Source organism: Kribbella orskensis, from assembly GCF_004342085.1.
Taxonomy (GTDB): Bacteria; Actinomycetota; Actinomycetes; order Propionibacteriales; family Kribbellaceae; genus Kribbella; species Kribbella orskensis.
On sequence record NZ_SLWM01000003.1, the window covers coordinates 577580 to 599571 of the forward strand.

Below are 21992 nucleotides of genomic sequence, written 5' to 3' on the forward strand. Positions count from 1 at the left end.
TGCGCTGTGAGTGATCTGGTGTGGATCTCCGGGGCTTCCGGCGGGATCGGGGCTGCGTTGGCGGCGGGGGTGCCGTTTGCCGGGGCTCGGGTGATCGACCTGTCGCGGCGGGGTGGGACGGTCGAGCACTTCAAGGTGGATCTTGCTGACCCGGGTGAGTGGGCGCGGGTGGAGGAGCACTTCGCGGCTGAGGCGGCGGGCTTCCAGGGCGAGCGGATCGTCTTCGTGCACAACGCGGGGACGATCGTGCCGATCGGGCCGGCCGAGTCAGCGGACAGCGAGGCTTACACGCGGGCTGTGCTGCTGAACTCCGCGGCACCGCAGGTCCTCGGCCGGGCCTTCCTCCGAGCGACCGCCGGGCTCGACTGTGAGCGGCATCTGGTGATGCTGTCGTCCGGCGCCGCGAAGACGGCGTACCCGGGCTGGTCCCACTACAACGCCGGCAAGGCCGCGCTCGAGCACTGGGTCCGCACGGCCGGCGCCGAGCAGGCCCTCAAGTCCGAGTCCGGCGAGCGGGTTTGCCGGGTGATCGCGGTGGCGCCCGGAGTGGTCGACACGGCGATGCAGGACGACATCCGCGCAGTGGACGAGCAGGCGTTCCCGGCCGTCGAACGCTTCCGCGAACTCAAGCGCACCGGCACTCTCGTCACCCCCGAGCAAGCCGCCCGAGGCATCTGGTCCCTCCTCGACCGCCCCCTCGAGAACGGCGCAGTCCTGGACCTCCGCGACCTCCCCGCCTGAGCCCTACCGCGTGACCGGGCTCGGACCGGGTGCAGGAGAAACGGCACCGGGAAGGAGTGAGGCTTACTTCCCGATGCCGCCTCAAGGTGGTGCTACCGGTTCAATCGCCCCACCGAGGCGATTGGTCCGGTGTCCTGCATCACTGACCAGGGAGGGTCAGTTGTTCTGCGAGGAGTCCTGCTCGCAGGTCTTCAGCAGGTCGGTGCTGTTGCCGTCGTTGCCGATGCCCAGGATGCCGGACAGGTCGCTGATCGGCACGTTGCCGCCGACACCGTTCACCGGGACCTCGTTGTGGCAGACCTGGAACGGGCCCACGTTGTTGCGGCTGACCGACACCAGGCCGTCGTCGCCGACGCGGTACCACTTCGAGCCGTTGGCCTGCTTCGAGTCCTGCTCGCAGGTCTTGACGGCGGTCGCGCTGTTGCCGTCGTTGAACAGCCCAACGATGCCGACGATGTCCGTGACGGGCACGTTGCCGCCGACACCGTTCACCGGGACGAAGTTGTGGCAGGCCTGGAACGGGCCGACGTTGTTGCCGTCGATGGCAACGAGGCTGCCGTCGTCCTTGACCCAGGACCAGTGCTTGCCGCCCTGGCCGTAGCCCTTGCTGGCCAGCGAGGCGGCGTCAGCAAGGCCGCTGGTGGCCTTGGTGTCGTCGACCATGTTGGCGCTGACGACGGTGGCCAGGCCCAGCGTGGCAACGGTCGCCACAGCCGCTGCAGCGGCGATCTTGCGTGTTACCTGCATTATGCGAGGTTTCCTTTCGGGTTTGACGGATTCGTCTTAGTGGGTAACGACGCCTACTGGGGTGGGTTACAAATTTCTTCGGCACATTTTCCGATCGGGCAGGAATCCCGTGGCCGGCCATAATGATCAGGTGATGGGTTCGCTTCCATGGCAGGAACCTGTGCCTGACCAGGCAACTTGTCGCCGATCGGGCCTGTGGAGTTCGTTGCTATGAGCCCGTAACCGATCCACGACTTCGTCGTTGTCTGATCGCGGGTGAAGCACGGCTGCTGATTCGGTGGTCACATTTCGGCGGGCTCGGTGGCCGCCGGAATGGCATTACCTGATGACGCGGATTGTCACGCATCATTGCCGGAGTTTCGCGCGCCGTGCTTCTCGGGTCGCGGCGCCGGCCCGGCACACAGACCCGCTGCCGCGCGCATCGGCAGCGGTGGGACACCCGGGCGCCCCATGGGAGCCCGGGTTCTTCCCTTTCCCGGCCTGTGCGACTACTTCGAGGGCCGCGCGACTACGACCTACGGCGGCGTTCGGCGCTGACCACCAGGGCCACGCCGAGGACGACGACCGCGCCGCCGAGCAGGATCTCGGCGGTGACTCGCTCGTCGAGGATCAGCCAGCCGAGGAAGACGGCGACCACCGGGTTCACGTAGGCGTAGGTGCCGATCAGCGAGATCGGGGCGTTCGCCAGCAGGTAGGAGTAGGCGGAGTACGCGAGCAGCGAGCCGAAGGCGACCAGGTAGGCCAGCGCGATCCAGCCCTGAGTGTCGATCGCGCCGAGGTGGAGCCGCCCGGGCTCGCCCCGCAGTACGCCGATCAGGACCATCGCCGTACCGCCGATCGCCATCTCGTACAGGGTGGCCACCAGCGGGTCCTTCGGCAGACCGAGGCGCGGGGAGAAGCGCGAGCCGACCGCCCAGCTGATCGTGCCGAGCACCAGGATCGCGACCGACCACGGCTTCGCGCTGGTGTCGCCGCCGGACAGCGCGAGCAGAGCCGCGCCGCCGAACCCGATCAGTACTCCGAGCCAGGTCAGCGGGCGCGGGCGTTCACCGCCACCGACTCTGAGCAGCATCAGCCACAGCGGTACCGCGGCGATCAGCAGCGCGGCCAGTCCCGACGGCACGGTCTGTTCGGCGATCGCCACCGCTCCGTTGCCAAAGGCAAGCAAGAGCAGTCCGACCACACCGGCGCCGAGCAGTTCGCGGCGGCTGACCCGCAGCCGGCTGACGCCCGACCTCAGCGCCAGGAACCCGGCGAGCAGCAGCGCGGCGACCAGGAAGCGGGCGGCCATCCCGAGCATCGGCGGGATCTCGGCCTCGACCACCACCCGGATGGCCAGGTAGGTCGAACCCCACACGACGTAGACGACCGCCAGGGCGGACCAGATCATCGCGCTCGACGCGGGACGACTCCCGGCCTCGGGTACCACTGCTACCGGCGCGGCCGCCATCGATCATCCCCTCTGCGTCATGGGTGTAGCGCAAGAACGATGCTGACACTAACCTTCGCTCGACCACACCCACAAGCGGTTTCCGGCCAGCCCGGCGATCAGATCCCGCCACTGGGTTCCGCTGGGTTCATCTGAGCGTCAACCGGCGGCCATCGGACTCCGCGAACCTGTGCGCTGGCGCCGCGCCGATCGGGCCGGCCGCCTGTGAGGAGGAACGATGCGCATCGCCACCGCTCTGGTGACCGGCTTCGCCGCCACCGCCCTGGTCATCTCCCCGTCCGCCGCGACCCCGTTCGGGGCCGGAGCCCCGGCGTCCAGCGGCTCGCCGACAGCCAAGGGATCGGCAGACGGCCTGACCGACGTACGAGCGGTTGCGGAGACCGCGGCCAACTGGGATGACGAAGCAGGTGGGGACGCGAACGCGGACGACCCCGCGATCTGGGTGCACCCGACACGTCCGTCCGCGAGCGTCGTCCTCGGCACGCTGAAGAACGGTGGGCTGACCGTCTTCGACCTCAGCGGCAAGGAACTGCAGCACATCGCGACCCCGCCCGCGCCGGCCCCGGACACCGAGCCCGGCCGCTTCAACAACGTCGACCTCGTCACCGACGTGTACGTCGGGGGCCGCCGCCGCGACCTCGCCGTCGTCACCGACCGCGGCCTGGACAAGCTGCGCGTGTACTCCGTGGACCAGCGCGGCGCAGCCGCCGGCCGCAAGGTGCTCACCGACGTCACCAGCCCCGACGCGCCCCTGGTCTTCAGTAAGAACAGTGCGGAGGTCCAGGACCAGCGCACCGCCTACGGCCTCGCCGTACTGCGGGCCGGCGGCGAGCCGATCGTCGCGGTCACGCGCCGCAGCGAGACCCGGATCGGGCTGTTCCGCCTGGTCGCGGACCGCGCGGGCACGATCAGCTACCGCCCGATCCAGCAGCTCGACCTCCCGGCCTCCTTCAAGCTCTCGAACGGCAAGACCTGGACTCCGTGCGAGGACCCGGGCGACCGGCCGCAGTTCGAGGGCATGGTCTTCGACCAGACCACCAGCACCCTGTACGCCGCCCAGGAGGACATCGGCATCTGGCGGATCCCCCTGACCGGCCACTCGCTGAAGGCAGGCGAGCCGTCGCTCGTGGAGAAGGTGCGGGAGTTCGGGCAGCCCGCGGCGTACGACGAGGAGATCGAGGAGTGCGCCCCGACGGGTCCGGCCGGGCCCGACGCCGGGAAGCACCTCAGCGCGGACGCGGAAGGTCTCACCATCGCCTACCGCGGCGGCGCCAGGACTCTGTACGCGTCGAGCCAGGGCGACTCCACCTTCGCGGCCTACCGGATCGCGCCGAAGGGCCTGGAGTACCGGGCCGGGTTCCAGGTCGTGGACGGCAAGGCGGCGGACGGCGTACAGCACAGTGACGGCGCGGCGGTCACCACGCAGCCGCTCGGTTCTCGCTTCCCGCACGGTCTGCTCGCTGTACATGACGGTGAGAACACGCCCGGTGACGGTGACCGGGAGGGGACCAACTTCAAACTGGTACGGCTCGAGGACTTGCCCTGATCGGTACGCAGCTGTGACACATCTCGCACGAATCCCGTCGATGGCGTCACATCGGCGGGATTCAGGCGTGCGGCCAGGCGTCGACCTGACCACTGAGTGGACTGGTGTCTCAGCGCGAGACGCCACCCGGTACCGGCGTACAAGTCCGCGTCCAGACAGTTAGCGGATCAACCAACCGGCTGGGTACGGTGTCCGGCAAGATGGGCAGTGATACCAGTGAGGAGGTTCACTGCCGAGCGGTGTGCATCAACCTGGATCCACGCGGTCCTGCCTGCGAAGCCTCACCCGGCTGGCTGGGCCGGGACCCGTGCAACGTTGCGGTCGCGGCGATCCCGCGCTCGAACCCGAGGAGTGCATGTGAGTGAGTCGGTGCGGGGCATTGCCCCGGAAGTGTTCGCGCCCGTGGAGGCGCCCGTCAGTCCCACCCAGGCCTCCGAGGAGGTCGAGTTCGTCCAGCTGCTGACGCCCGAAGGTGAGCGCGTCGAGCACCCGGACTACTCGTTCGACCTCGACGACGAGGTGGTCAGGGGGTTCTACCGGGACATGACCCTGGTCCGCCGGATCGACACCGAGGCGACCGCCCTGCAGCGCCAGGGTGAGCTCGGCATCTGGGCCTCCCTGCTCGGCCAGGAAGCCGCGCAGATCGGCTCCGGCCGCGCGCTGAACAAGAAGGACATGGTCTTCCCGACCTACCGCGAGCACGGCGTCGCCTGGTGCCAGGGCGTCGACCCGCTCAACCTGCTCGGCCTGTTCCGCGGCGTCGACCAGGGCGCCTGGGACCCGCGCGACAACAACTTCCACCTCTACACGATCGTGATCGGCGCCCAGACGCTGCACGCGACCGGATACGCGATGGGCCAGCAGCGCGACCACGCAGTCGGCGACCCCGAGAATGGTGAGGCGACGATCGCGTACTTCGGCGACGGCGCCAGCAGCCAGGGTGACGTGAACGAGGCCTTCATCTACGCCTCCGTCTTCAACGCACCGGTGGTCTTCTTCTGCCAGAACAACCAGTGGGCCATCTCGGAGCCGATCGACCGGCAGACCCGGATCCCGCTGTACCAGCGCGCCGCCGGCTTCGGTTTCCCCGGCGTCCGCGTCGACGGCAACGACGTACTGGCGACCTACGCGGTCACCCAGCAGGCGCTGAAGCGGGCCCGCGAGGGCAGCGGCCCGACGCTGGTCGAGGCCTACACCTATCGGATGGGCGCCCACACCACCTCCGACGACCCGACGAAGTACCGGCTGTCGGAGGACCTGGAGTACTGGAAGCTCAAGGACCCGATCGAGCGGGTGAAGGCCTACCTGACCCGCTCCGCCGGTACCGACTCCGAGTTCTTCGACGCGGTCGACGCGGAGGCGGACGGGATCGCGGCCCGGCTGCGGGAGGGCTGCCTGTCCATGCCCGACCCGACGCTGACCGACTTCTTCGACCACGCGTACGTCGAGCAGACCCCGCAGCTGGCGGAGCAGAAGGCGCAGTACGCCGCCTACGCCGCCTCGTTCGAAGGGGAGAACTGAGATGGCGAAGATCAGCCTCGGCAAGGGCATCAACATGGGCCTGCGCGCGGCGATGGAGAACGACCCCAAGGTCCTGATCATGGGTGAGGACATCGGCAAGCTCGGCGGCGTCTTCCGGGTCACCGAGGGTCTGCAGAAGGACTTCGGCGAGGACCGGGTGATCGACACCCCGCTGGCCGAGTCCGGCATCATCGGCACCGCCGTCGGCCTCGCGCTGCGCGGCTACCGCCCGGTCTGCGAGATCCAGTTCGACGGGTTCGTCTTCCCGGCGTACGACCAGATCATCAACCAGGTCGCCAAGATGCACTACCGGTCGATGGGCAAGCTGAAGATGCCAATCGTGATCCGGATCCCGTTCGGCGGCGGCATCGGCGCGGTCGAGCACCACTCGGAGTCCCCGGAGACGCTGTTCGCGCACGTGGCCGGCCTCAAGGTGGTCGCCTGTGGCGACCCTGTCGACGCGTACTGGATGATCCAGCAGGCGATCGCCTCCGACGACCCGGTGGTGTTCTTCGAGCCGAAGCGCCGGTACCACGAGAAGGCGGAGCTGGACGAGAGCGCGGGCGCGACGTACCCGCTGTACAAGGCGAAGGTGGTCCGCGAGGGCACCGACGCCACGCTGTTCTGCTACGGCCCGATGGTGAAGACCTGTCTGCAGGCGGCCGAGGCCGCGCTCGAGGACGGCCGGAACCTGGAGGTCGTCGACCTGCGCACGATCGCGCCGCTCGACCTGGCGACGATCTTCGAGTCGGTGAAGAAGACCCGCCGCGCGGTCGTCGTGCACGAGGCGCCGCTGTCCCTCGGCACGGGCTCCGAGCTCGCCGCCCGGGTCACCGAGGAGTGCTTCTACCACCTGGAAGCGCCCGTACTGCGGGTCGCCGGGTTCGACACCCCCTACCCGCCCTCGCGGATGGAGGAGGAGTACCTGCCCGACCTGGACCGGGTGCTCGAAGGTGTCGACCGCGTGATGGAGTACTGATGGGCATTCAGCAGTTCCGCCTCCCCGACGTGGGAGAGGGCCTGGTCGAGGCAGAGATCGTCAGCTGGAAGGTCAAGGCCGGTGACACGGTCAAGCTGAACGACACGATCGTCGAGATCGAGACCGCCAAGTCGCTGGTCGAGCTGCCGGTGCCGTTCGCCGGCGTGGTCACCGAGCTTCTGGTACCCGAGGGCGAGACGGTCCCGGTCGGTACGCCGATCATCTCCGTGCAGACGGGTGAGGCCGCCCCGGGCGACCTGGCCCCGCCGGTCGGCGAGGGCACGGTCAACGAGGACATGATCCCGGTGATCCCCGACTCCGACGGCGAGGAGATCGAGGCCGGCAAGATCGGCGGCGCCGCCCCTGGCGGCCGTACGGCGGTCCTGGTCGGCTACGGCCCCAAGACCACCGAAGCCAAACGCCGCCCCCGCAAGGGCGCGGGCACACCGGCTCCCGCGGAGGCTGCTCCCGCACAGAGTCCGCCTGCACAGCCGGCGGAAGGCGCGCCCGCCAACGCTCCTGGAGCAACCGGCGCTGCGCCGGCGCACGCTCCGGCGGCCGCGGGCGCGGCGCAGTTCGCCCGCGAGGCTCTGGTTGCTGAAGGCAACGAGGCTGGTGGGTCCGTGCACGTGCTGGCGAAGCCGCCGGTGCGGAAGCTGGCCAAGGATCTGGGCATCGACCTGGCGTCGGTGACCGCGACCGGGCCGGGCGGGATCATCACCCGGGCCGACGTCGAAGGGCACGCGGCGGGTGCGGCCGGCTCGGCGCCGGCCGCGGCTCCCGCAGCTGTTGCAGCGCCGGTGGCTGCTCCGGTGGCGGGGCAGCTGGAGACCCGGATCCCGGTCAAGGGTGTGCAGAAGGTGATGGCCCAGGCGATGGTGAACAGTGCGTTCACCGCGCCGCACGTCACCGAGTGGATCACCGTCGACGTCAGCGCCACGATGGAACTCGTCGAGCGGCTGAAGAGCGACAAGGCGTTCCGCGATCTGCGCGTCTCGCCCCTGCTGATCGTGGCGAAGGCGGTCACGCTGGCGGCTCGCCGTACGCCGATCATCAACGCGGCGTGGGACGAGGCGGCCCAGGAGATCGTGCTCAAGCACTCGGTGAACCTCGGCATCGCCGCGGCCACCCCGCGCGGGCTGATCGTGCCGAACATCAAGGGCGCGGACGCGATGACGCTGCCCGAGCTGTGCGCCGCGCTGAACGACCTGGTCGCGGTGGCGCGGGAGGGCAAGACCCAGCCGGCCGACCAGGCGGGTGGGTCGTTCACGATCACCAACGTGGGCGTGTTCGGGGTCGACGCCGGGACGCCGATCATCAACCCGGGCGAGGCCGCGATCCTGGCCTTCGGGGCGGTCCGCAAGCAGCCGTGGGTGGTGGACGACGAGATCGTCCCGCGCTGGATCACCACGCTCGCGCTGTCCTTCGACCACCGCCTGATCGACGGCGAGAAGGGCTCCACCTTCCTCGCCGACGTCGCCGCGATCCTCGAGGACCCGGCCCGCGCACTGATGTTCTGAGCTGGACTGATGTTCTGAGCTGTACTCCGAGACCCCGGGTGGATCCATCCACCCGGGGTCTCGTCACGTCCGGCGCCGGCTAACTCAGTGGTGGCGAGGGACTCCGCCGGGAGAGGGTGGTGAGGTGGCGGTCTTGATAGCGGTGCTCGGGGCGGCTGTTCTGCACGCCGTGTGGAACGCGATGGCACACGGAGTACCCGACCGGCTGGCTGGGTTCGCGCTGCTCGGGCTGTCGTCGGGGTTGTGCGGGCTCGTCGCCGTAGCCGTGACCGGGCTGCCGCCAGCGAACACCTGGCCGTACATCATCGCCTCGGTGCTGATCCACCTGGCGTACTACGGCGGCCTGCTCGCGTCGTACCAGCTCGGGCAGTTCAGCCAGGTCTACCCGCTGGCCCGCGGTACGTCGCCCTGGGTGGTCGCCGTCATCGCCATCGTCGTGCTGCACCAGGCGCCCGTACCGCTGGAGCTCGCCGGAGTGCTGCTGATCTCGGCCGGGCTGATCGCGCTCGTGTTCATCGGCGGACGACCCTCGCGGCGGCAGTCACCCGCACTGCTGGCCGCCTTCGGGACCGGGCTCACCATCGCGGCGTACACGGTGGTCGACGGGGTCGCCGTCCACAAGCTCCCCCTGGCGACGTACATGGGCTGGGTCTTCATGCTGCAGGGGCTGATCGTGCCGCTCGCGGTGTTCTGCTGGCGCGGGCCCGGCTTCCTGACCCAGGAACGACGCCACGTCTACGCCGGACTCGGCGGCGGGCTGGTCTCGATGGTCGCGTACGGGCTGGTCCTGTGGGCGCAGCAGCGCGGGACCCTCGCGTCGATCGCGGCCCTGCGGGAGACGAGCATCATCTTCGGGGCGATCATCGGCGCGCTGTTCTTCGGCGAGCGGTTCGGCCCGAAACGCGCCATCGCCGCGGCCGTGGTGGTCGCCGGCATCGTGCTGATCAGCACCCAGTGAATGGGAGAGAGGAGACCCCGGGCGGAGATCCCACCGTCACCCTCGGCGACCGACGCACGCGGCTGCCAACGCACAGTGGCGGCGGCTTGATCTGTCACCGCAAGGCGGCGGCCTGGGCCTTGATGAAGTCGCTGGCGGAGCGCGGGGCGATGCCACGCTCTCGCAGCGGCGAGTCGTCCCAAGTGACCCGGATCAGATCCTGCGCGAGCCCGGCGCCGAACACCACGGACACCGCGTCGTTGGACCGCCTGAAAACCACCAGCCCGACCCGCGCCAACCAGCGAGCCAGATGCTGTCGCTTGATCGTCCGGCCGAGGGCCCGCTCGGCGACGTCAGCCGCCTCGTTGCGGCTGAGGGCCTCCGGACCGCCGACCTCGATCAGCGCCGGCGGGTCCGCCTCGACCGCGACGGCCGCGAGCAGGGCGGCCACGTCGTCCGTACTCACCCACCTCACCGGGTTCGTGCCCTTGCCGATGATCGACACCTTCCGCGCAGCCAGGTCGAAGCGCCCCAGGGGACCGAGGTGCACCTCCTGGAAGGCATCCGGCCGGACGATCACCGTCCGCATGGTCGAGGTGGCCAGCCGTCGCTCGACCGCGACTTTCGCGTGCTCCAACGGAGACCCTTGTCCCTTGCCGGCGCCGGCGTAGGAGACGTAGACGAACCGCTCGACCCCGGCCCGCTCGGCGGCGTCGACCAGTGCCGTCATCCCGTCCTCGTCGACCTCACGCATGGTCGGATGACGCGCTCCGGCGAGCCTGCGGGCGATCACCGTCGCGGTCGCGACCACCACAGTCACACCCGCGCAGGCACCCGGCAGACTGATCGGATCGGTGAGGTCTCCGCGCACGATCTCCACGCCGGCTGCCCGCAACCCGCTGTCATCGGTCTCGGCGCGGACCAGACACCGCACGACCTCGCCCCGCCCCTGCAGCAGCGCGACCACGCGTCCGCCCAGCTGCCCGGTCCCACCCACCACCAGAATCGCCATGCTGCCCACCCCCGGCAGCTTCAGAATGATCCCGCCCCACCAGCCCGTCAACGCACTCAGCTGTCCACAGCGGCCCACATCTGTGGACCGGCCTGTGGATAACTTCTTTGAGCCGGGAACAAACGAGCGCTCGAACTGTTGTGGCTAGGATAGATACAACAAGGATACGTACGGTACAGGTGAGGAGCGCGGTGGGTAGCGGGGTGGCCGATGGTGAATCGGCGAGTGTGGGGACGGCGGGAACAGCGCCGGAGAACGTGGGGCCGACGGGGTTCGAGCTGGGGGATGAGACGACCGAGATCGCTCGGATCGTCGCGGCGGCCGAGCCGGGGGTCGAGAAGATCCCGGCGGCGGAGCGCGTCTACGCCTATGTGAAGGCGGCGATCCTTGACCGGGTCTACCCGGGCGGCGAACTACTCACCGAAGGTGAGCTCGCCACAGCGGTAGGTGTCTCCCGTACTCCGGTCCGCGAGGCGCTGCTGCGGCTGGAAGAGTCCGGGCTGGTCAAGCTCTACCCGAAGAAGGGCGCGCTGGTGCAGCCGGTGCTGGCGCAGGAGGTCAACGACGTCCTGGAGGCGCGCGAGCTGATCGAGACGCACGCCGCCGCGAAGGTGTGGCCGCGCCGCAAGCAACTGGCCGCCACCCTCGAGCCGCTCGTGCAGGAGATGCGCAAGCACCGCCGGGCGGGCGACGCCAAGAGCTTCCTGGAGGCCGACCGGGCCTTCCACGAGGCGATCGTGGGTGCCGCCGGCAACGAGATCCTCGCCAAGCTCTACAACAGTCTGCGCGACCGGCAGGTCCGGATGGGCGTCCCCGGCATCGAAGTACAGCCGGCCCGGATGGAGCGCTCGATCGGCGCGCACCAGGAGATGATCGACGCGCTCGGTGGGAACAGCGCCAAGCGGTTCCGCGACCTCGTCATCGACCACATCCATGTCGCCGCGACGGATCTGCGGGGCATGCAGTGACCGAACTCCTCTTCCCCCTGGGCGGTCGTCGAGCCTGGGCGGTGTGGGCGACTGCTGTCTTCACCTACCTGGTCACCGTGCTGCACCGCGGCTCCATGAGCGTCGCCGGTCTGCAAGCGGCCGAGCGGTTCGACATCTCCGCCTCGGCGCTGGCGAGCTTCACCGTCGTGCAGTTGACCGTGTACGCCGCGATGCAGGTGCCCGTCGGCATCCTGCTGGACCGGTACGGCTCGAAGCGGCTGTTGATCGTGGCTTCGGTGCTGCTCTTCGCCGCGCAGTCCGCCTTCAGCCTGGTCGACTCCTACCCGGCAGCCCTCGCGGCCCGGGCGGTCCTCGGCGTCGGCGATGCCCTCGTCTTTATCAGCGTCCTGCGGGTGGTGATGTCCTGGTTCCCGGCCCTCCGGCAGCCCGTGATGTCACAGGCCACCGCCATGCTCGGCGGTGTCGGCGCGATCGTGTCGACCGTGCCGATGGCGGCGGCGTTCCACGCGTTCGGTTGGACGGGCACCTTCGCCGGCGCGAGCGTGCTCAGCCTGCTGACCGGCCTCGCCGTGATCTTCCTGCTCAAGGACAGCCCGTACGACGAACCGCTGCACCGCGCGAAGCACTCGCTCACCCACGTACGGCGGAACCTGCGGCGGGCGTGGAAGGAGCCGGGCACCCGGCTCGGGTTGTGGACGCACTTCACCACCAGCTTCGCTGGCGGCACGTTCGGTCTCCTCTGGGGCTACCCGTTCCTCGTAAAGGGGCAGGGCGTGACGACCGCGGCGGCGATGCTGATCCTGCCGGTGCTCGCCGGGCTCTTCTACGGCCCGCTGGTCGGCCGGTACGCGGCGCGCTTCCCGTTCTACCGCTCGTGGATCGTGCTGGCCGTGATCGGCGGATCCGCGTTCATGTGGACCGTCGTGCTGCTCTGGCCGGGCCGGGCTCCGATGCCGGTCCTGCTCCTGCTGATCGTCGTCCAGGCCGCCGGTGGCCCCGGGTCGATGCTCGGCCTGGACTACGCGCGGACCTTCAACCCGACGACCCGGTTCGGGGCGGCGAACGGGATGGTCAACACCGGTGGCTTCATCGCCATGCTGATCTGTATCGGCATGGTCGGCGTGCTGCTGGACGTCTCCTCCGGTGGCGCGGCGCAGACCCTCACCGACTTCAAGTGGGCGCTGACCTTCCAGTACGTGCTGTGGGCGATCGGCACCGTCCAGATCCTGCGGTACCGCCGCCGGGCCCGGGCGACGCTGGCCCGCTACAACCCGGAGATCTACGAAGCCCTCCGCGCCAACCAGATCGTGCCGCTCAAGGCCGACACCGCAGAGTTCGCAAAGGTGAGCTGAGACAGGCTGACAGCGCCTGGCACGGGCTCTCAGTCCAGTGCCAGGCCGGTGTCAGCGGTGAGGCGCACGGTAGTCCCAGTAACAGTCAGCTGGGAGGAACCGATGTCCACAACGAACCACCTCGCCATCCGGGCCGAGGGTCTGGTCAAGAAATATGGCAGCACCACCGCACTCGACGGCGTCGACCTGAGCGTGCCGACCGGCACCGTGCTCGGCGTGCTCGGACCGAACGGCGCCGGCAAGACCACCGCCGTCCGCATTCTCGGCACGCTGCTGCGCCCGGATGCCGGCCACGCGACCGTCGGCGGGTACGACGTGGTCCGCGAGGCGCCGCGGGTCCGCGAGATCATCGGTCTGACGGGGCAGTACGCGTCCGTCGACGAGGACATGTCCGGCCGCCGCAACCTGGTCATGATCGGCCGCCTGCTCGGCAACAACCGCGAGCAGGCCAAGGCCCGGGCGGACGAACTGCTCGAGCGGTTCGAACTGTCCGAAGCCGGCGACCGGATCGCCAAGACGTACTCCGGTGGCATGCGCCGGCGGCTCGACCTCGCCGCCAGCCTGGTCGGCAACCCGAGCATCCTGTACCTCGACGAGCCGACCACCGGGCTCGATCCCCATGCCCGCAACGGGGTCTGGGACACCGTGCGCAACCTGGTCCTCGACGGCACCACCGTGCTGCTGACCACGCAGTACCTGGAGGAGGCCGATGCGCTGGCCGACTCGATCATGGTCTTCGACAAGGGCAAGGTCGTCGCCTCCGGGCGTCCGGCCGAGCTGAAGGCGCAGGCCGGCAAGCAGTCGCTCGACGTCCGTCCGGCCGAGCCGGGCCACCTCGAGCGGGTTGCCGCGATCGTCTCCGAGTCTGTCGGCGTGCGGCCGACCGTCGACGTGGTCAACGCGCTCGTCAGCGTGCCGGTCACCGACGGGTCCTCGATGCCGGTGGTGGTCCGCCGGCTCGACGAGGCCGGGATCGCCGTCACCGAACTGTCTCTGCGGCTGCCGAGTCTGGACGAGGTCTTCCTCGCCCTGACCGGACACGCCGCCGAAGAAGAGAGCACCGCAGTACTGGAAGGAGCGGGCCGATGAGCACCGCGACGCTTGAAGCAGCACCCGCGCACGCGCCCCGCCGGAGCCGGCCGTTCGCCTGGGCCCAGCAGAGCCTGACCCTGGCCTGGCGCAACATCGTGCGGATCCGGCAGAACCCGGAAGCGCTGGCGGACGTGACGTTCCAGCCGATCATCTTCCTGGTGCTGTTCCTGTTCGTCTTCGGTGGCGCCGTCGCCAACGGCGGCACCTGGCACGACTACCTGCCCTACCTACTGCCGGGCCTGCTCGTGCAGACCGTGGTCTTCTCCACGATGGGCACCGGCGTGGCGCTGAACGACGACTTCGCGAAGGGAGTGTTCGACCGCTTCCGGAGTCTGCCGATCTCGCGGATCGCGCCGCTGGTCGGTGCCGTGCTCGGGGACGCGGTCCGGTACACGCTGTCGATCGTGATCCTGATGGGAACGGGCTTCGCGCTCGGCTTCCGGTTCGGCAACGGCGTCGGGAACGGGCTGCTGGCCTGCCTGATCGTGCTCGCCTTCGCGCTGTCCCTGTGCTGGATCTGGGTCTGGCTCGGCCTGAAGTTGAAGACCGCCCAGGGCGTGCAGGGCATCGCCTTCCTGGTGATGTTCCCGCTGACCTTCGGCAGCAACGTGTTCGTCCAGACCGACACCCTGCCCGGCTTCCTGCAGGCGTTCGTGAACGTGAACCCGGTGAAGTACCTGGTCGACACGATGCGCGGTCTGATGCTCGGCGGCGACGTGCAGAAGCCGCTGCTGATCACGCTGCCCTGGATGGTCGGACTGGTCGCGGTGTTCGCGCCGCTGGCGATCCGCGCCTACCGGCAGCGCACCTGAGCTACGCAACGACAGTGGGGCCGAGGAATCATCCTCGGCCCCCACTGTCGTTCGTTCAGCAGGTCGGAGGAGCCTTCAGACGTCGTCCAGCTCCCCGATCAGCTGTTGCCCTTGGCACTGAGTGAAAACCGCTCTTTTCACGGAAAACACGTCCGTGATGGCGAGTCGGCATGGCTAAGATGACAAGAGTTCAGGCACGGGGTATCGACAAGAGGTGCAATGAGCGAACCCTCCGTACGCCGCTATTCCGGACGCTCGGTCGACGAGTGGAAGGCGGCGCGACGGGAACGTCTGCTGGACGCCGCGCTGGAGCTCTTCGGGACCGAGGGCTACCCCACGACCTCGGTGGAACGCCTGTGTGCACAGGCGAAAGTGTCGACCCGGCACTTCTACCACGAGTTCCAGAACAAGGAAGCCGTGCTGCTCGCGGTGCATGCCCAGGTGATCGAGCTCGCGGTCCGCAGTACCGGCGAGGCGCTCAGACAGACTGCTGACGCGCACGTCGGAGAGCGGATCGGCGCGGCCGTCGAAGGCTACCTGCGGACCATCATGACGGACCTGCGCCGGGCCCGGATCTCGTTCGTCGAGGTGGTCGGCGCCAGTCCCGCGGTCGAGGAGCAGCGGATCGCCTTCCGCGAGCTGATCATCTCCAGCGTGGCCAAGATCGGCGAGGCCGCGGTCGCGCGGAACGAGATCGCGCCGAAGGACTTCCGCTTCCTCGGGCTCTGCTTCATCGGCGCGGTCAACACCGTCGTCTACGACTGGATGCTGGCCGACCCGCGGCCGCCGGAGAAGGAGGTCCAGACCGCACTCCGCAACCTGGCCGTCTCGCTGATGGTGAACTAGGCCTTGCCCGGGGGCGTCCGCAACGTCCCGCCCGGACCGGAGCCGAGTCGGACCGAGCCACCGGGCTGGGTCATCCCCGCCGCGGCCCGCGGGTCAGGCAGGTCGAGGCGTTTGCGGAGCTCGGCCGTCGCCTCGTCGCGGATCATCGCCGCGCCCTCGCCGTACAGGGTCTCGTACCGTTCGGTGCCGAGGCTCGCCCGCAACCGCTCGACCGTACGCCGGACGTCGGAGTCGGGCACGGTCCGCATGCCCCGCATCGCGGCGGCCAGTCCGAGGATGCGCGCGGCGACCTCGTCGCCTCCGGTCAGCGGCTCGACGTCGGCCACCGCCTCGACGATGCCCGAGGCAAGCGGCATGTCCTCGGTGCTGAGCGCGAGCTCGACCGCCTGCCTGCTGTAGTCGCGCGCCCGCTCCTGGTCGCCGCGGGCCACGCTGACCCGGCTGAGCTGGGAGAGCACCATGGCCTGCCCGTGCGGCGCAACCCGTTCGGCCTGCAGGTCGAGCATCGCGTAGGACTTCTCGGCCAGCTCCATCGCCTCGTCCAGCCGGCCGCTCCGCCGGGCAACCGCACTCAGCCCGATCATCGCGATCCCTTGCCCACCACGGCTTCCGGTCTCCTCGGCCAGTCGCAGCGAGCGGTGCAGGTCGTCCCGCGCGCCGTCGAGGTCACCGAGCTCGGCGCGGCTCAGAGCGCACTGGGCCAGCAGCTGGGACACCCCCTCGGTGGTGCCGAGCTCGCCGATCAGCCGCAACCCCTCGGTCAGCGACGCCAGCGCGCCTTCGTGGTCGCCGCTGTTGCTCTGGTAGCTGGCGAGGCCGCGCAGCGCCAGCGAGATCCCCCAGCGGTCGCCGATGGTGCGGAACCCGTCCAGCGCTACGGCCAGGTCTGCGGCCATCTGCTCGACGTCGCCCTCGTTCTCGCGGAACATCGCCGACATCATCACGGCCATGTACCGGGTCCACGGGTCGGGATGTTCGCGAGCCTCGTCCAGCTCACGAAACGAGCCGGCCCGGTCCCGGCGGACCGCGGCCCAGACGGCGTTGGTGAACCGGCCGACACCGGACTCGGCGACCCGGCGGTGCCGCCGGCTGAGCATCCGGACCGAGGCGAGCCCGCGGACCGCCTGGGCGAACGACGCCGACGGGTCCTCGCCGTTGGACAAGGTACCGAGCGAGTACAACATCAGCGTGGTCGCACGGTGCAGCGGATCGGACGGCCCGGGCACGGCCAGTGCCGCTTCGAACCAGCTGACCGCCTCCGCCGGCCGGCCACGCATGTTCCAGTACTCGCCGAGCACCGACACGAGTTTCAGCGCGGTCGCGGCGTCGCCGAGGTCGACCGACGACCGCAACGCGTCCAGCAGGTTCTCGTTGTCCGCGTCGAGCCTGGCGATCCACTGCAACTGCTCGCCGGTCCGCAGCTTGGGCCGTGCCTGCCGGAGCAGCCCGCCGAAGTACGCGGTGTGGGCCTCGCGGACCTGGTCGTACTCCCCGGAGGCGGCGAGCTGTTCGGCGCTGTACGCCTTCACGGTCTCGAGCATGCGGTAACGGACCGACCGGTCGTCGGCCGCTGCCTCGACGAGTGACTTGTCCACCAGGGAGGCCAGCACGCCGAGCACGGCCTCGGGTGGAAGTCCCGGGCCGCTGCAGATGCGTTCAGCGGCTTCGAGGGTCGCGCCGCCCGAGAAGAGCGAGAGCCGGCGGGCGACAGCCTGCTCGTCGGGATCGAGGAGCTCCCAGCTCCACTCCACGACCGCTCGCAGTGTCTGGTGTCGCGGCAGCGCGGTCCGGGAACCGCTGGTCAGCAAGCGGAAACGGTCTGTCAGCCGTTCGACGATCTGCTGCGGTGTGAGGGCCCGCAGACGGGCCGCGGCCAGCTCGATCGCCAGCGGCATGCCGTCGAGCCGACGGCAGATCTCGGCGATCGCCTGGCGGTTGTTGTCGGTGATCGCGAAGTCCGGCCGTACGGCGCGGGCGCGGTCCACGAACAGCTGCACCGAGGGATACGCGTCGTCGACGCTGTCCACCGGCGGCAGCCCGAGGGGACCGACCTGGTGCAGGTGCTCGCCCGGGATGCTCAGTGGCTCTCGGCTGGTGGTCAGCACTCGGAGCCGCGGGCAGGCGGCCAGCAACGAGTCGACGAGGTCGGCGACCTCCTGGACCAGGTGCTCGCAGTTGTCGAGCACGAGCAGCATGCGCCGGTCGGCGATCACCTCGACCAGCCGCTCGGTCGCCGCTCGCCGGGTCGGCAGCTTCGGGGCCAGGGTGGTCTGCAGGCTCTCGACGTACTCGCTCGCGCCCAGGGCGGTCAGCAGGGTCGGGGCGACATCGGCCGCGTCACCGAGTGGGGCCAGCTCGATGAACCAGATCCCGTCGCCGGTCTGGTCCACCAGCGTCCGCCCGGTCTCGGTCGCGAGCCTCGTCTTGCCGGCGCCACCCGGGCCGACCATGGTGACGAGCCGGGTGCCGTTGCCGAGCAGCCGGGTCAGCTCGGTCACGTCGTCCGCCCGGCCCACGAAACTGGTCATCGGCGCGCGCAGGTTGTTCCGCGGTACAGGCTCAGGAGCAGCCGGTACTACGGACGCCGTGGCGGCCGGATCGATCGAGTCACCGCGCAGTACCGCCACATGGAGCTCGCGCAGTCTGGTCCCAGGATCCGCGCCGAGCTCGTCGGCCAGGGTGGCCCGCACCCGCTCGTACGCCGCAAGGGCCTCGGCTTGGCGGCCATCGGCGTACAGGGCTCTGATCAGGAGTTCGTGCAGGCGTTCGCGGAGGGGATGGGCGACGCTGAGCCGCTCCAGCTCGGCGATCACGTCACGCGAGTGGCCGCTCGCCACGGCCGCCTCGGCGAGGTCCTCGCCGGCGCCGAGGCGCAGCTCGCTCAGCCGATCCGCCTCGATCGCGGCGAACGGGAGGTCCCGCAGATCGGCCAGGGCGTCGCCGCGCCAGAGCCGCTCGGCCTGGGTCAGGAGTGCCCGCGCCTGCGCCGGATCCGTGACGAGGACTTGCCGGCCCCGGCGTACCAGGTCCTCGAACTGCAGGGCGTCGACGGACTCCGGCGAGATGGTCAGCGTGTAGCCGGCCGGGCCGGACTGGACGGAGATGCTCGACTCGGTGGCGGGGAGGCCGGCCCGCAGGCGTGAAACCAGCGACTGCAGCGCGTTCGCGCTCGGCGCCTCGGTGCCCCAGAGACCGTCGACCAGGGTCTCGAGCCCGACCGGCCGGCCCGCGCTGAGGGCCAGTCGCGCCAGCAGTCCACGCAGCCGGACTCCGCGGACGTCCAGCGGAGAACCGTCGGCCGCCCACATCGCGAGTGGACCGAGCACCGCTATGCGCACCCCTCCAGCCTCCCACACGACCCCGTTCAAACCCCTGTCGTTTGTCACCTGCGGTGGTCCTCGGCATGGCTTACTGTCGGCTGGTGACCGAGATCTCCGCTCAGACCAGTTCCGCGCTCCGCCGGATCCTCGCCGAACGACAGACCAAGGGGCGGGTGCCCGGCATCGTCGGCGCCGTCGCCCGGGCCGGCGCGCTGGCCTGGTCCGACGGGGTGGGATCGGCCGACCTGGCCGCCCCCGGGGTGGCGCCGACCGCCGATACGCAGTACCTGATCGCCTCGCACAGCAAGACCTTCACCGCGGTCGCGATCATGGCGCTGCGCGACGAGGGCAAGCTCAGCCTGGACGACAGGATCGAGCAGTTCATCCCGGAGAGCAAACACGAGGGCATCACCATCCGGCAGATGCTCAGTCACATCAGCGGCATGCAGCGCGAACCCGTCGGCGACGTCTGGGACCAGATGACGTTCCCGGACCGCGGCGAACTCGTCAGCGGCTGGAACGGGGCCGAGCGGATCGGCAAGCCGCACCACCGGTTCCACTACTCGAACCTGGTCTACTCGATGCTCGGCGAGATCGTCGCCCGGCTCGACGGACGGTCGTGGTACGAGTCGATCCAGGCCCGGATCCTCCGGCCGCTGGAGCTGACCCGGACCACGGTCGGCATGGACGGCGGCCCCGCCGCCAAGGGGTACTACGTGCCGCCGTTCTCCGACGTACCGGTCGACGAGCCGCTGATCGACATCGGCGCGATGGACGCCTGCGGCGGCCTGGCCAGTACCGCGAACGACCTCGCCAAGTGGATGGTGTTCATCGCCGACCCGGTCGCGGAGGTGCTCTCCAAGGACACCGTCGAGGAGATGTGTCAGCCGCAGATCATGGCCGACGTGGACCGCTGGCAACTCGGCATCGGCCTCGGGTTCATGCTGTTCCGCCGCGGCGAACGGGTCTTCGTCGGCCACACCGGCGGCATGCCCGGCCACATCACCGGCAGCTTCGTGCACCGCCCGTCCGGCACCGCCGGCATCACGCTGATGAACACCACCTCGGCCCCCGACCCCGCCGCGATCGCCACCGATCTGCTGATCAAGGTCCTCGAGGACGACCCCGAACCGCCGACCGCCTGGACCCCCGGCACCGAGGTCCCCGCCGACCTGGCCGGCGTCCTGGGCACCTGGTTCTCCGAAGGCAGCCCGTTCGTCTTCTCGGTCGAGAACGGCACCCTCCAGGCCACCGCCCAGGGCGCCCCCGACTGGAAGCCGCCCGCCGTCTTCGAGAAGATCTCCGACGACGTCTACCGCACCATCTCCGGCCGCGAAACCGGCGAACTCCTCCGCATCACCCGAGACGCCACCAACACCCCGACCACCCTCCACTGGGCCACCTACCTCTGCACCCGAGCCCCCTTGGCCTTCGGCGAATGGCTCTGATCTGAAGTTGCCCGGGCCCTCACCCTTGGCTATGCATTCCCCCAGTTGCTTCGGTGGCTGGGCGCGAAGCCCCACTTCGGTGGGGCTTCTGCTTTTTCACCACCCCACCGGCTTCCTGATCGAGGCCCCCGAGGAGTCGGTGATCACGGCCGGAAACTGGCTCGCCCGCAGAACGCCGGCGCGGATCGGCTTGGCAAAGGACGGCCGGCACTGCATGAGTCGCTGGCTCGGCTTCGGCTGCGGATTCAGCAGTCCGACCACCAGGCCGAGTTCATGACAGACGATGCGAATCGGCTCAGTGAGATCCGAGCTGGACCTCGAAGTTCGGGAGCAGGAGCTCGCACATCGTCTCGAGATTCAGCCACTTGTACGGCTGGCCTTTGAGGCTGCCGTAGTACAGGTTGAAGCCGTCTACATACACGTTGATGCGCACCGGACGAACGCTACCGACTCACGGGCGATCTTCCAGGAGCCCTGTGGACAAAGGAGCTTCGAGCCCTCGAACTGTCCCGGGAAGGCCCAGTGGACAGAAAAAACGACCCCCTCACGGGGGCCGTTCCAGCCGGGGCACCGGCATCGGACGACTACCTTACGCGCCATCCGATGCCGGCAGGGATCAGCTGTCGTAGCTGGTCTGGCCGTCCAGGAGTTCTCGGATGATGTCGAGGTGGCCTAGGTGGCGGGCGGTTTCTTCGATCATGTGGCAGAGGATGTAGCGGGTCGAGGCTGCGCCTGTGTCGCGGAAGACTGCTTTCTCGACGTCGTCCAGGGAGACGGTGGCGATGATCTCGTTCGAGCGGGCGCATTCGGCGTCGTAGTCGTCCAGGAGTTGGGCGAGGGGGACGTCGTCGACGAACATCTCGGCGTCGGGGTGGCCGTCTTCGGTCCACGGGGTTTCGCCGTGATCCGGAGTGCCGAGCAGATTCTGGGTGAACCAGGAGTACTCCACCCAGCGCAGGTGGGAGACCAGCCCCGCCACTGTCATCAGCGGCGAGGTCGGCAGCACCTTGCGGTGGGCGTCGGTCTCACTGAGGCCTTCGCACTTCATCCGGACGAAGGACCTCTGCAGGTCCAGCCAACCGGTGAGTTGGGTCCGCTCGTCGGCGGTGAGTGGCAGGCGGCTCGTCACGAGACCTCCGGCGCGGGCAGGCGGTCGTAGCTGGTTTGGCCGTCCAGGAGTTCCCGGATGATGTCCAGGTGGCCCAGGTGGCGGGCGGTTTCTTCGATCATGTGGCAGAGAACGTAGCGGAGTGAGGCGGCCTCGCCGTTGGCGGCGTATGGGCCCTGCTCGACGGCGTCGAGGGAGAGGCCGGCGATGATCGCGTTCGAGCGGGCGCGCTCCTCGTCGTACTCGTCCAGGAGCTGGGCGAGGGGGACGTCGTCGACGAACATCTCCGCGTCGGGGTGGCCGCCCTCGGTCCACGGGGTCTGGCCGGTGTCGGGGGTGCCGAGCATGTTGAGGTGGAACCAGGAGTACTCGTTCCAGCGCAGGTGCGCCACCAGGCCCGCCATCGTCATCAGCGGTGAGGTGGACAGCGTCTTGCGGTGCGCGTCGGCCTCGCTGAGGCCTTCGCACTTCATCCGGACGAAGGACCTCTGCAGGTCCAGCCAGCCGGTCAGTTGGGTCCGCTCGTCAGAGGTCAGCGGCGGACGGTTCACTACGGTCATCACAGCTCCAGAGGTGGTACGGACGCCACCTGGTCAGCCGCGGGCGCGGCG

20 protein-coding genes are annotated in these 21992 nt (G+C 69.4%); 12 read left to right on the forward strand and 8 right to left on the reverse strand.

Translation table 11 applies throughout. The features are described from left to right. Positions 1 to 6: 6 nt before the first annotated feature. Positions 7 to 741, forward strand: coding sequence for an SDR family NAD(P)-dependent oxidoreductase (locus EV644_RS11705; RefSeq protein ID WP_158292787.1), 735 nt, complete (start codon positions 7 to 9; stop codon positions 739 to 741). Positions 742 to 897: 156 nt separating this feature from the next. Here the strand turns inward: EV644_RS11705 and EV644_RS11710 are convergent, their stop codons facing one another. Then, positions 898 to 1488: a hypothetical protein gene (locus EV644_RS11710; protein ID WP_132191651.1), complete on the reverse strand. Its 591-nt coding sequence runs from the start codon at positions 1486 to 1488 to the stop codon at positions 898 to 900. Between the two features lie 508 nt (positions 1489 to 1996). Continuing rightward, a complete protein-coding gene (locus EV644_RS11715; protein WP_132191650.1) occupies positions 1997 to 2938 on the reverse strand; it encodes an EamA family transporter in 942 nt (313 codons plus the stop codon). Between the two features lie 217 nt (positions 2939 to 3155). On the opposite strand from EV644_RS11715, the gene EV644_RS11720 reads away from it, so the two are divergent. The 5 genes from EV644_RS11720 to EV644_RS11740 all read left to right on the forward strand — a co-directional run bounded on the left by EV644_RS11720 (position 3156) and on the right by EV644_RS11740 (position 9462). Beyond that, complete coding sequence (locus EV644_RS11720) at positions 3156 to 4484, forward strand: phytase (RefSeq protein WP_132191649.1); 1329 nt, start codon at positions 3156 to 3158, stop codon at positions 4482 to 4484. A 357-nt stretch (positions 4485 to 4841) separates the two neighbouring features. After that, positions 4842 to 6005, forward strand: coding sequence for a pyruvate dehydrogenase (acetyl-transferring) E1 component subunit alpha (pdhA, locus tag EV644_RS11725; protein WP_132191648.1), 1164 nt, complete (start codon positions 4842 to 4844; stop codon positions 6003 to 6005). Between the two features lies 1 nt (position 6006). Beyond that, a complete protein-coding gene (locus EV644_RS11730; protein WP_132191647.1) occupies positions 6007 to 6984 on the forward strand; it encodes an alpha-ketoacid dehydrogenase subunit beta in 978 nt (325 codons plus the stop codon). Next, a complete protein-coding gene (locus tag EV644_RS11735) occupies positions 6984 to 8504 on the forward strand; it encodes a dihydrolipoamide acetyltransferase family protein (RefSeq protein WP_132191646.1) in 1521 nt (506 codons plus the stop codon). Before EV644_RS11730 ends, EV644_RS11735 begins: the two co-directional genes overlap by 1 nt. A gap of 124 nt (positions 8505 to 8628) precedes the next feature. After that, positions 8629 to 9462 carry an EamA family transporter gene (locus EV644_RS11740; protein WP_199239752.1) on the forward strand — a complete coding sequence of 278 codons (834 nt, stop codon included), beginning with the start codon at positions 8629 to 8631 and terminating at the stop codon, positions 9460 to 9462. 94 nt (positions 9463 to 9556) lie between these two features. Here EV644_RS11740 and EV644_RS11745 read toward each other — a convergent pair whose 3' ends face one another. Continuing rightward, positions 9557 to 10453, reverse strand: coding sequence for an SDR family oxidoreductase (locus tag EV644_RS11745; RefSeq protein WP_132191645.1), 897 nt, complete (start codon positions 10451 to 10453; stop codon positions 9557 to 9559). 191 nt (positions 10454 to 10644) lie between these two features. Here EV644_RS11745 and EV644_RS11750 point away from each other — a divergent pair, with 191 nt between their 5' ends. The 5 genes from EV644_RS11750 to EV644_RS11770 all read left to right on the forward strand — a co-directional run bounded on the left by EV644_RS11750 (position 10645) and on the right by EV644_RS11770 (position 15505). Then, entirely contained in the window at positions 10645 to 11421 is a 777-nt protein-coding gene (locus EV644_RS11750; protein WP_241998848.1) for a GntR family transcriptional regulator, read from the forward strand. Continuing rightward, complete coding sequence (locus EV644_RS11755; protein WP_132191644.1) at positions 11418 to 12755, forward strand: MFS transporter; 1338 nt, start codon at positions 11418 to 11420, stop codon at positions 12753 to 12755. The genes EV644_RS11750 and EV644_RS11755 overlap by 4 nt, the downstream gene beginning before the upstream one ends. A gap of 102 nt (positions 12756 to 12857) precedes the next feature. Further along, a complete protein-coding gene (locus EV644_RS11760) occupies positions 12858 to 13844 on the forward strand; it encodes an ATP-binding cassette domain-containing protein (RefSeq protein WP_132191643.1) in 987 nt (328 codons plus the stop codon). After that, positions 13841 to 14659 (forward strand): ABC transporter permease, encoded by an 819-nt coding sequence (locus EV644_RS11765; RefSeq protein ID WP_132191642.1) that lies wholly within the window; start codon positions 13841 to 13843, stop codon positions 14657 to 14659. Before EV644_RS11760 ends, EV644_RS11765 begins: the two co-directional genes overlap by 4 nt. A 219-nt stretch (positions 14660 to 14878) precedes the next feature. Continuing rightward, entirely contained in the window at positions 14879 to 15505 is a 627-nt protein-coding gene (locus tag EV644_RS11770) for a TetR/AcrR family transcriptional regulator (protein WP_132191641.1), read from the forward strand. On the opposite strand, the gene EV644_RS11775 is transcribed toward EV644_RS11770, so the two are convergent. Beyond that, positions 15502 to 18843 carry an ATP-binding protein gene (locus EV644_RS11775; RefSeq protein WP_132191640.1) on the reverse strand — a complete coding sequence of 1114 codons (3342 nt, stop codon included), beginning with the start codon at positions 18841 to 18843 and terminating at the stop codon, positions 15502 to 15504. The two genes, EV644_RS11770 and EV644_RS11775, sit on opposite strands and share 4 nt — an antisense overlap. Positions 18844 to 18926: 83 nt before the next feature. Here EV644_RS11775 and EV644_RS11780 point away from each other — a divergent pair, with 83 nt between their 5' ends. Beyond that, positions 18927 to 20273, forward strand: coding sequence for a serine hydrolase domain-containing protein (locus EV644_RS11780; protein ID WP_132191639.1), 1347 nt, complete (start codon positions 18927 to 18929; stop codon positions 20271 to 20273). Positions 20274 to 20369: 96 nt separating this feature from the next. On the opposite strand, the gene EV644_RS45270 is transcribed toward EV644_RS11780, so the two are convergent. The 4 genes from EV644_RS45270 to EV644_RS11795 form a co-directional block, all read right to left on the reverse strand. Continuing rightward, positions 20370 to 20534 carry a hypothetical protein gene (locus EV644_RS45270; RefSeq protein ID WP_199239753.1) on the reverse strand — a complete coding sequence of 55 codons (165 nt, stop codon included), beginning with the start codon at positions 20532 to 20534 and terminating at the stop codon, positions 20370 to 20372. Between the two features lie 34 nt (positions 20535 to 20568). Next, a complete protein-coding gene (locus tag EV644_RS45275; protein ID WP_199239754.1) occupies positions 20569 to 20706 on the reverse strand; it encodes a PIN domain-containing protein in 138 nt (45 codons plus the stop codon). Positions 20707 to 20889: 183 nt separating this feature from the next. After that, on the reverse strand, positions 20890 to 21402 hold the full coding sequence (locus tag EV644_RS11790; RefSeq protein WP_132191638.1) for a DinB family protein: 513 nt from the start codon (positions 21400 to 21402) through the stop codon (positions 20890 to 20892). After that, positions 21399 to 21941 carry a DinB family protein gene (locus EV644_RS11795; RefSeq protein ID WP_132191637.1) on the reverse strand — a complete coding sequence of 181 codons (543 nt, stop codon included), beginning with the start codon at positions 21939 to 21941 and terminating at the stop codon, positions 21399 to 21401. Before EV644_RS11795 ends, EV644_RS11790 begins: the two co-directional genes overlap by 4 nt. Between the last annotated feature and the right edge of the window lie 51 nt (positions 21942 to 21992).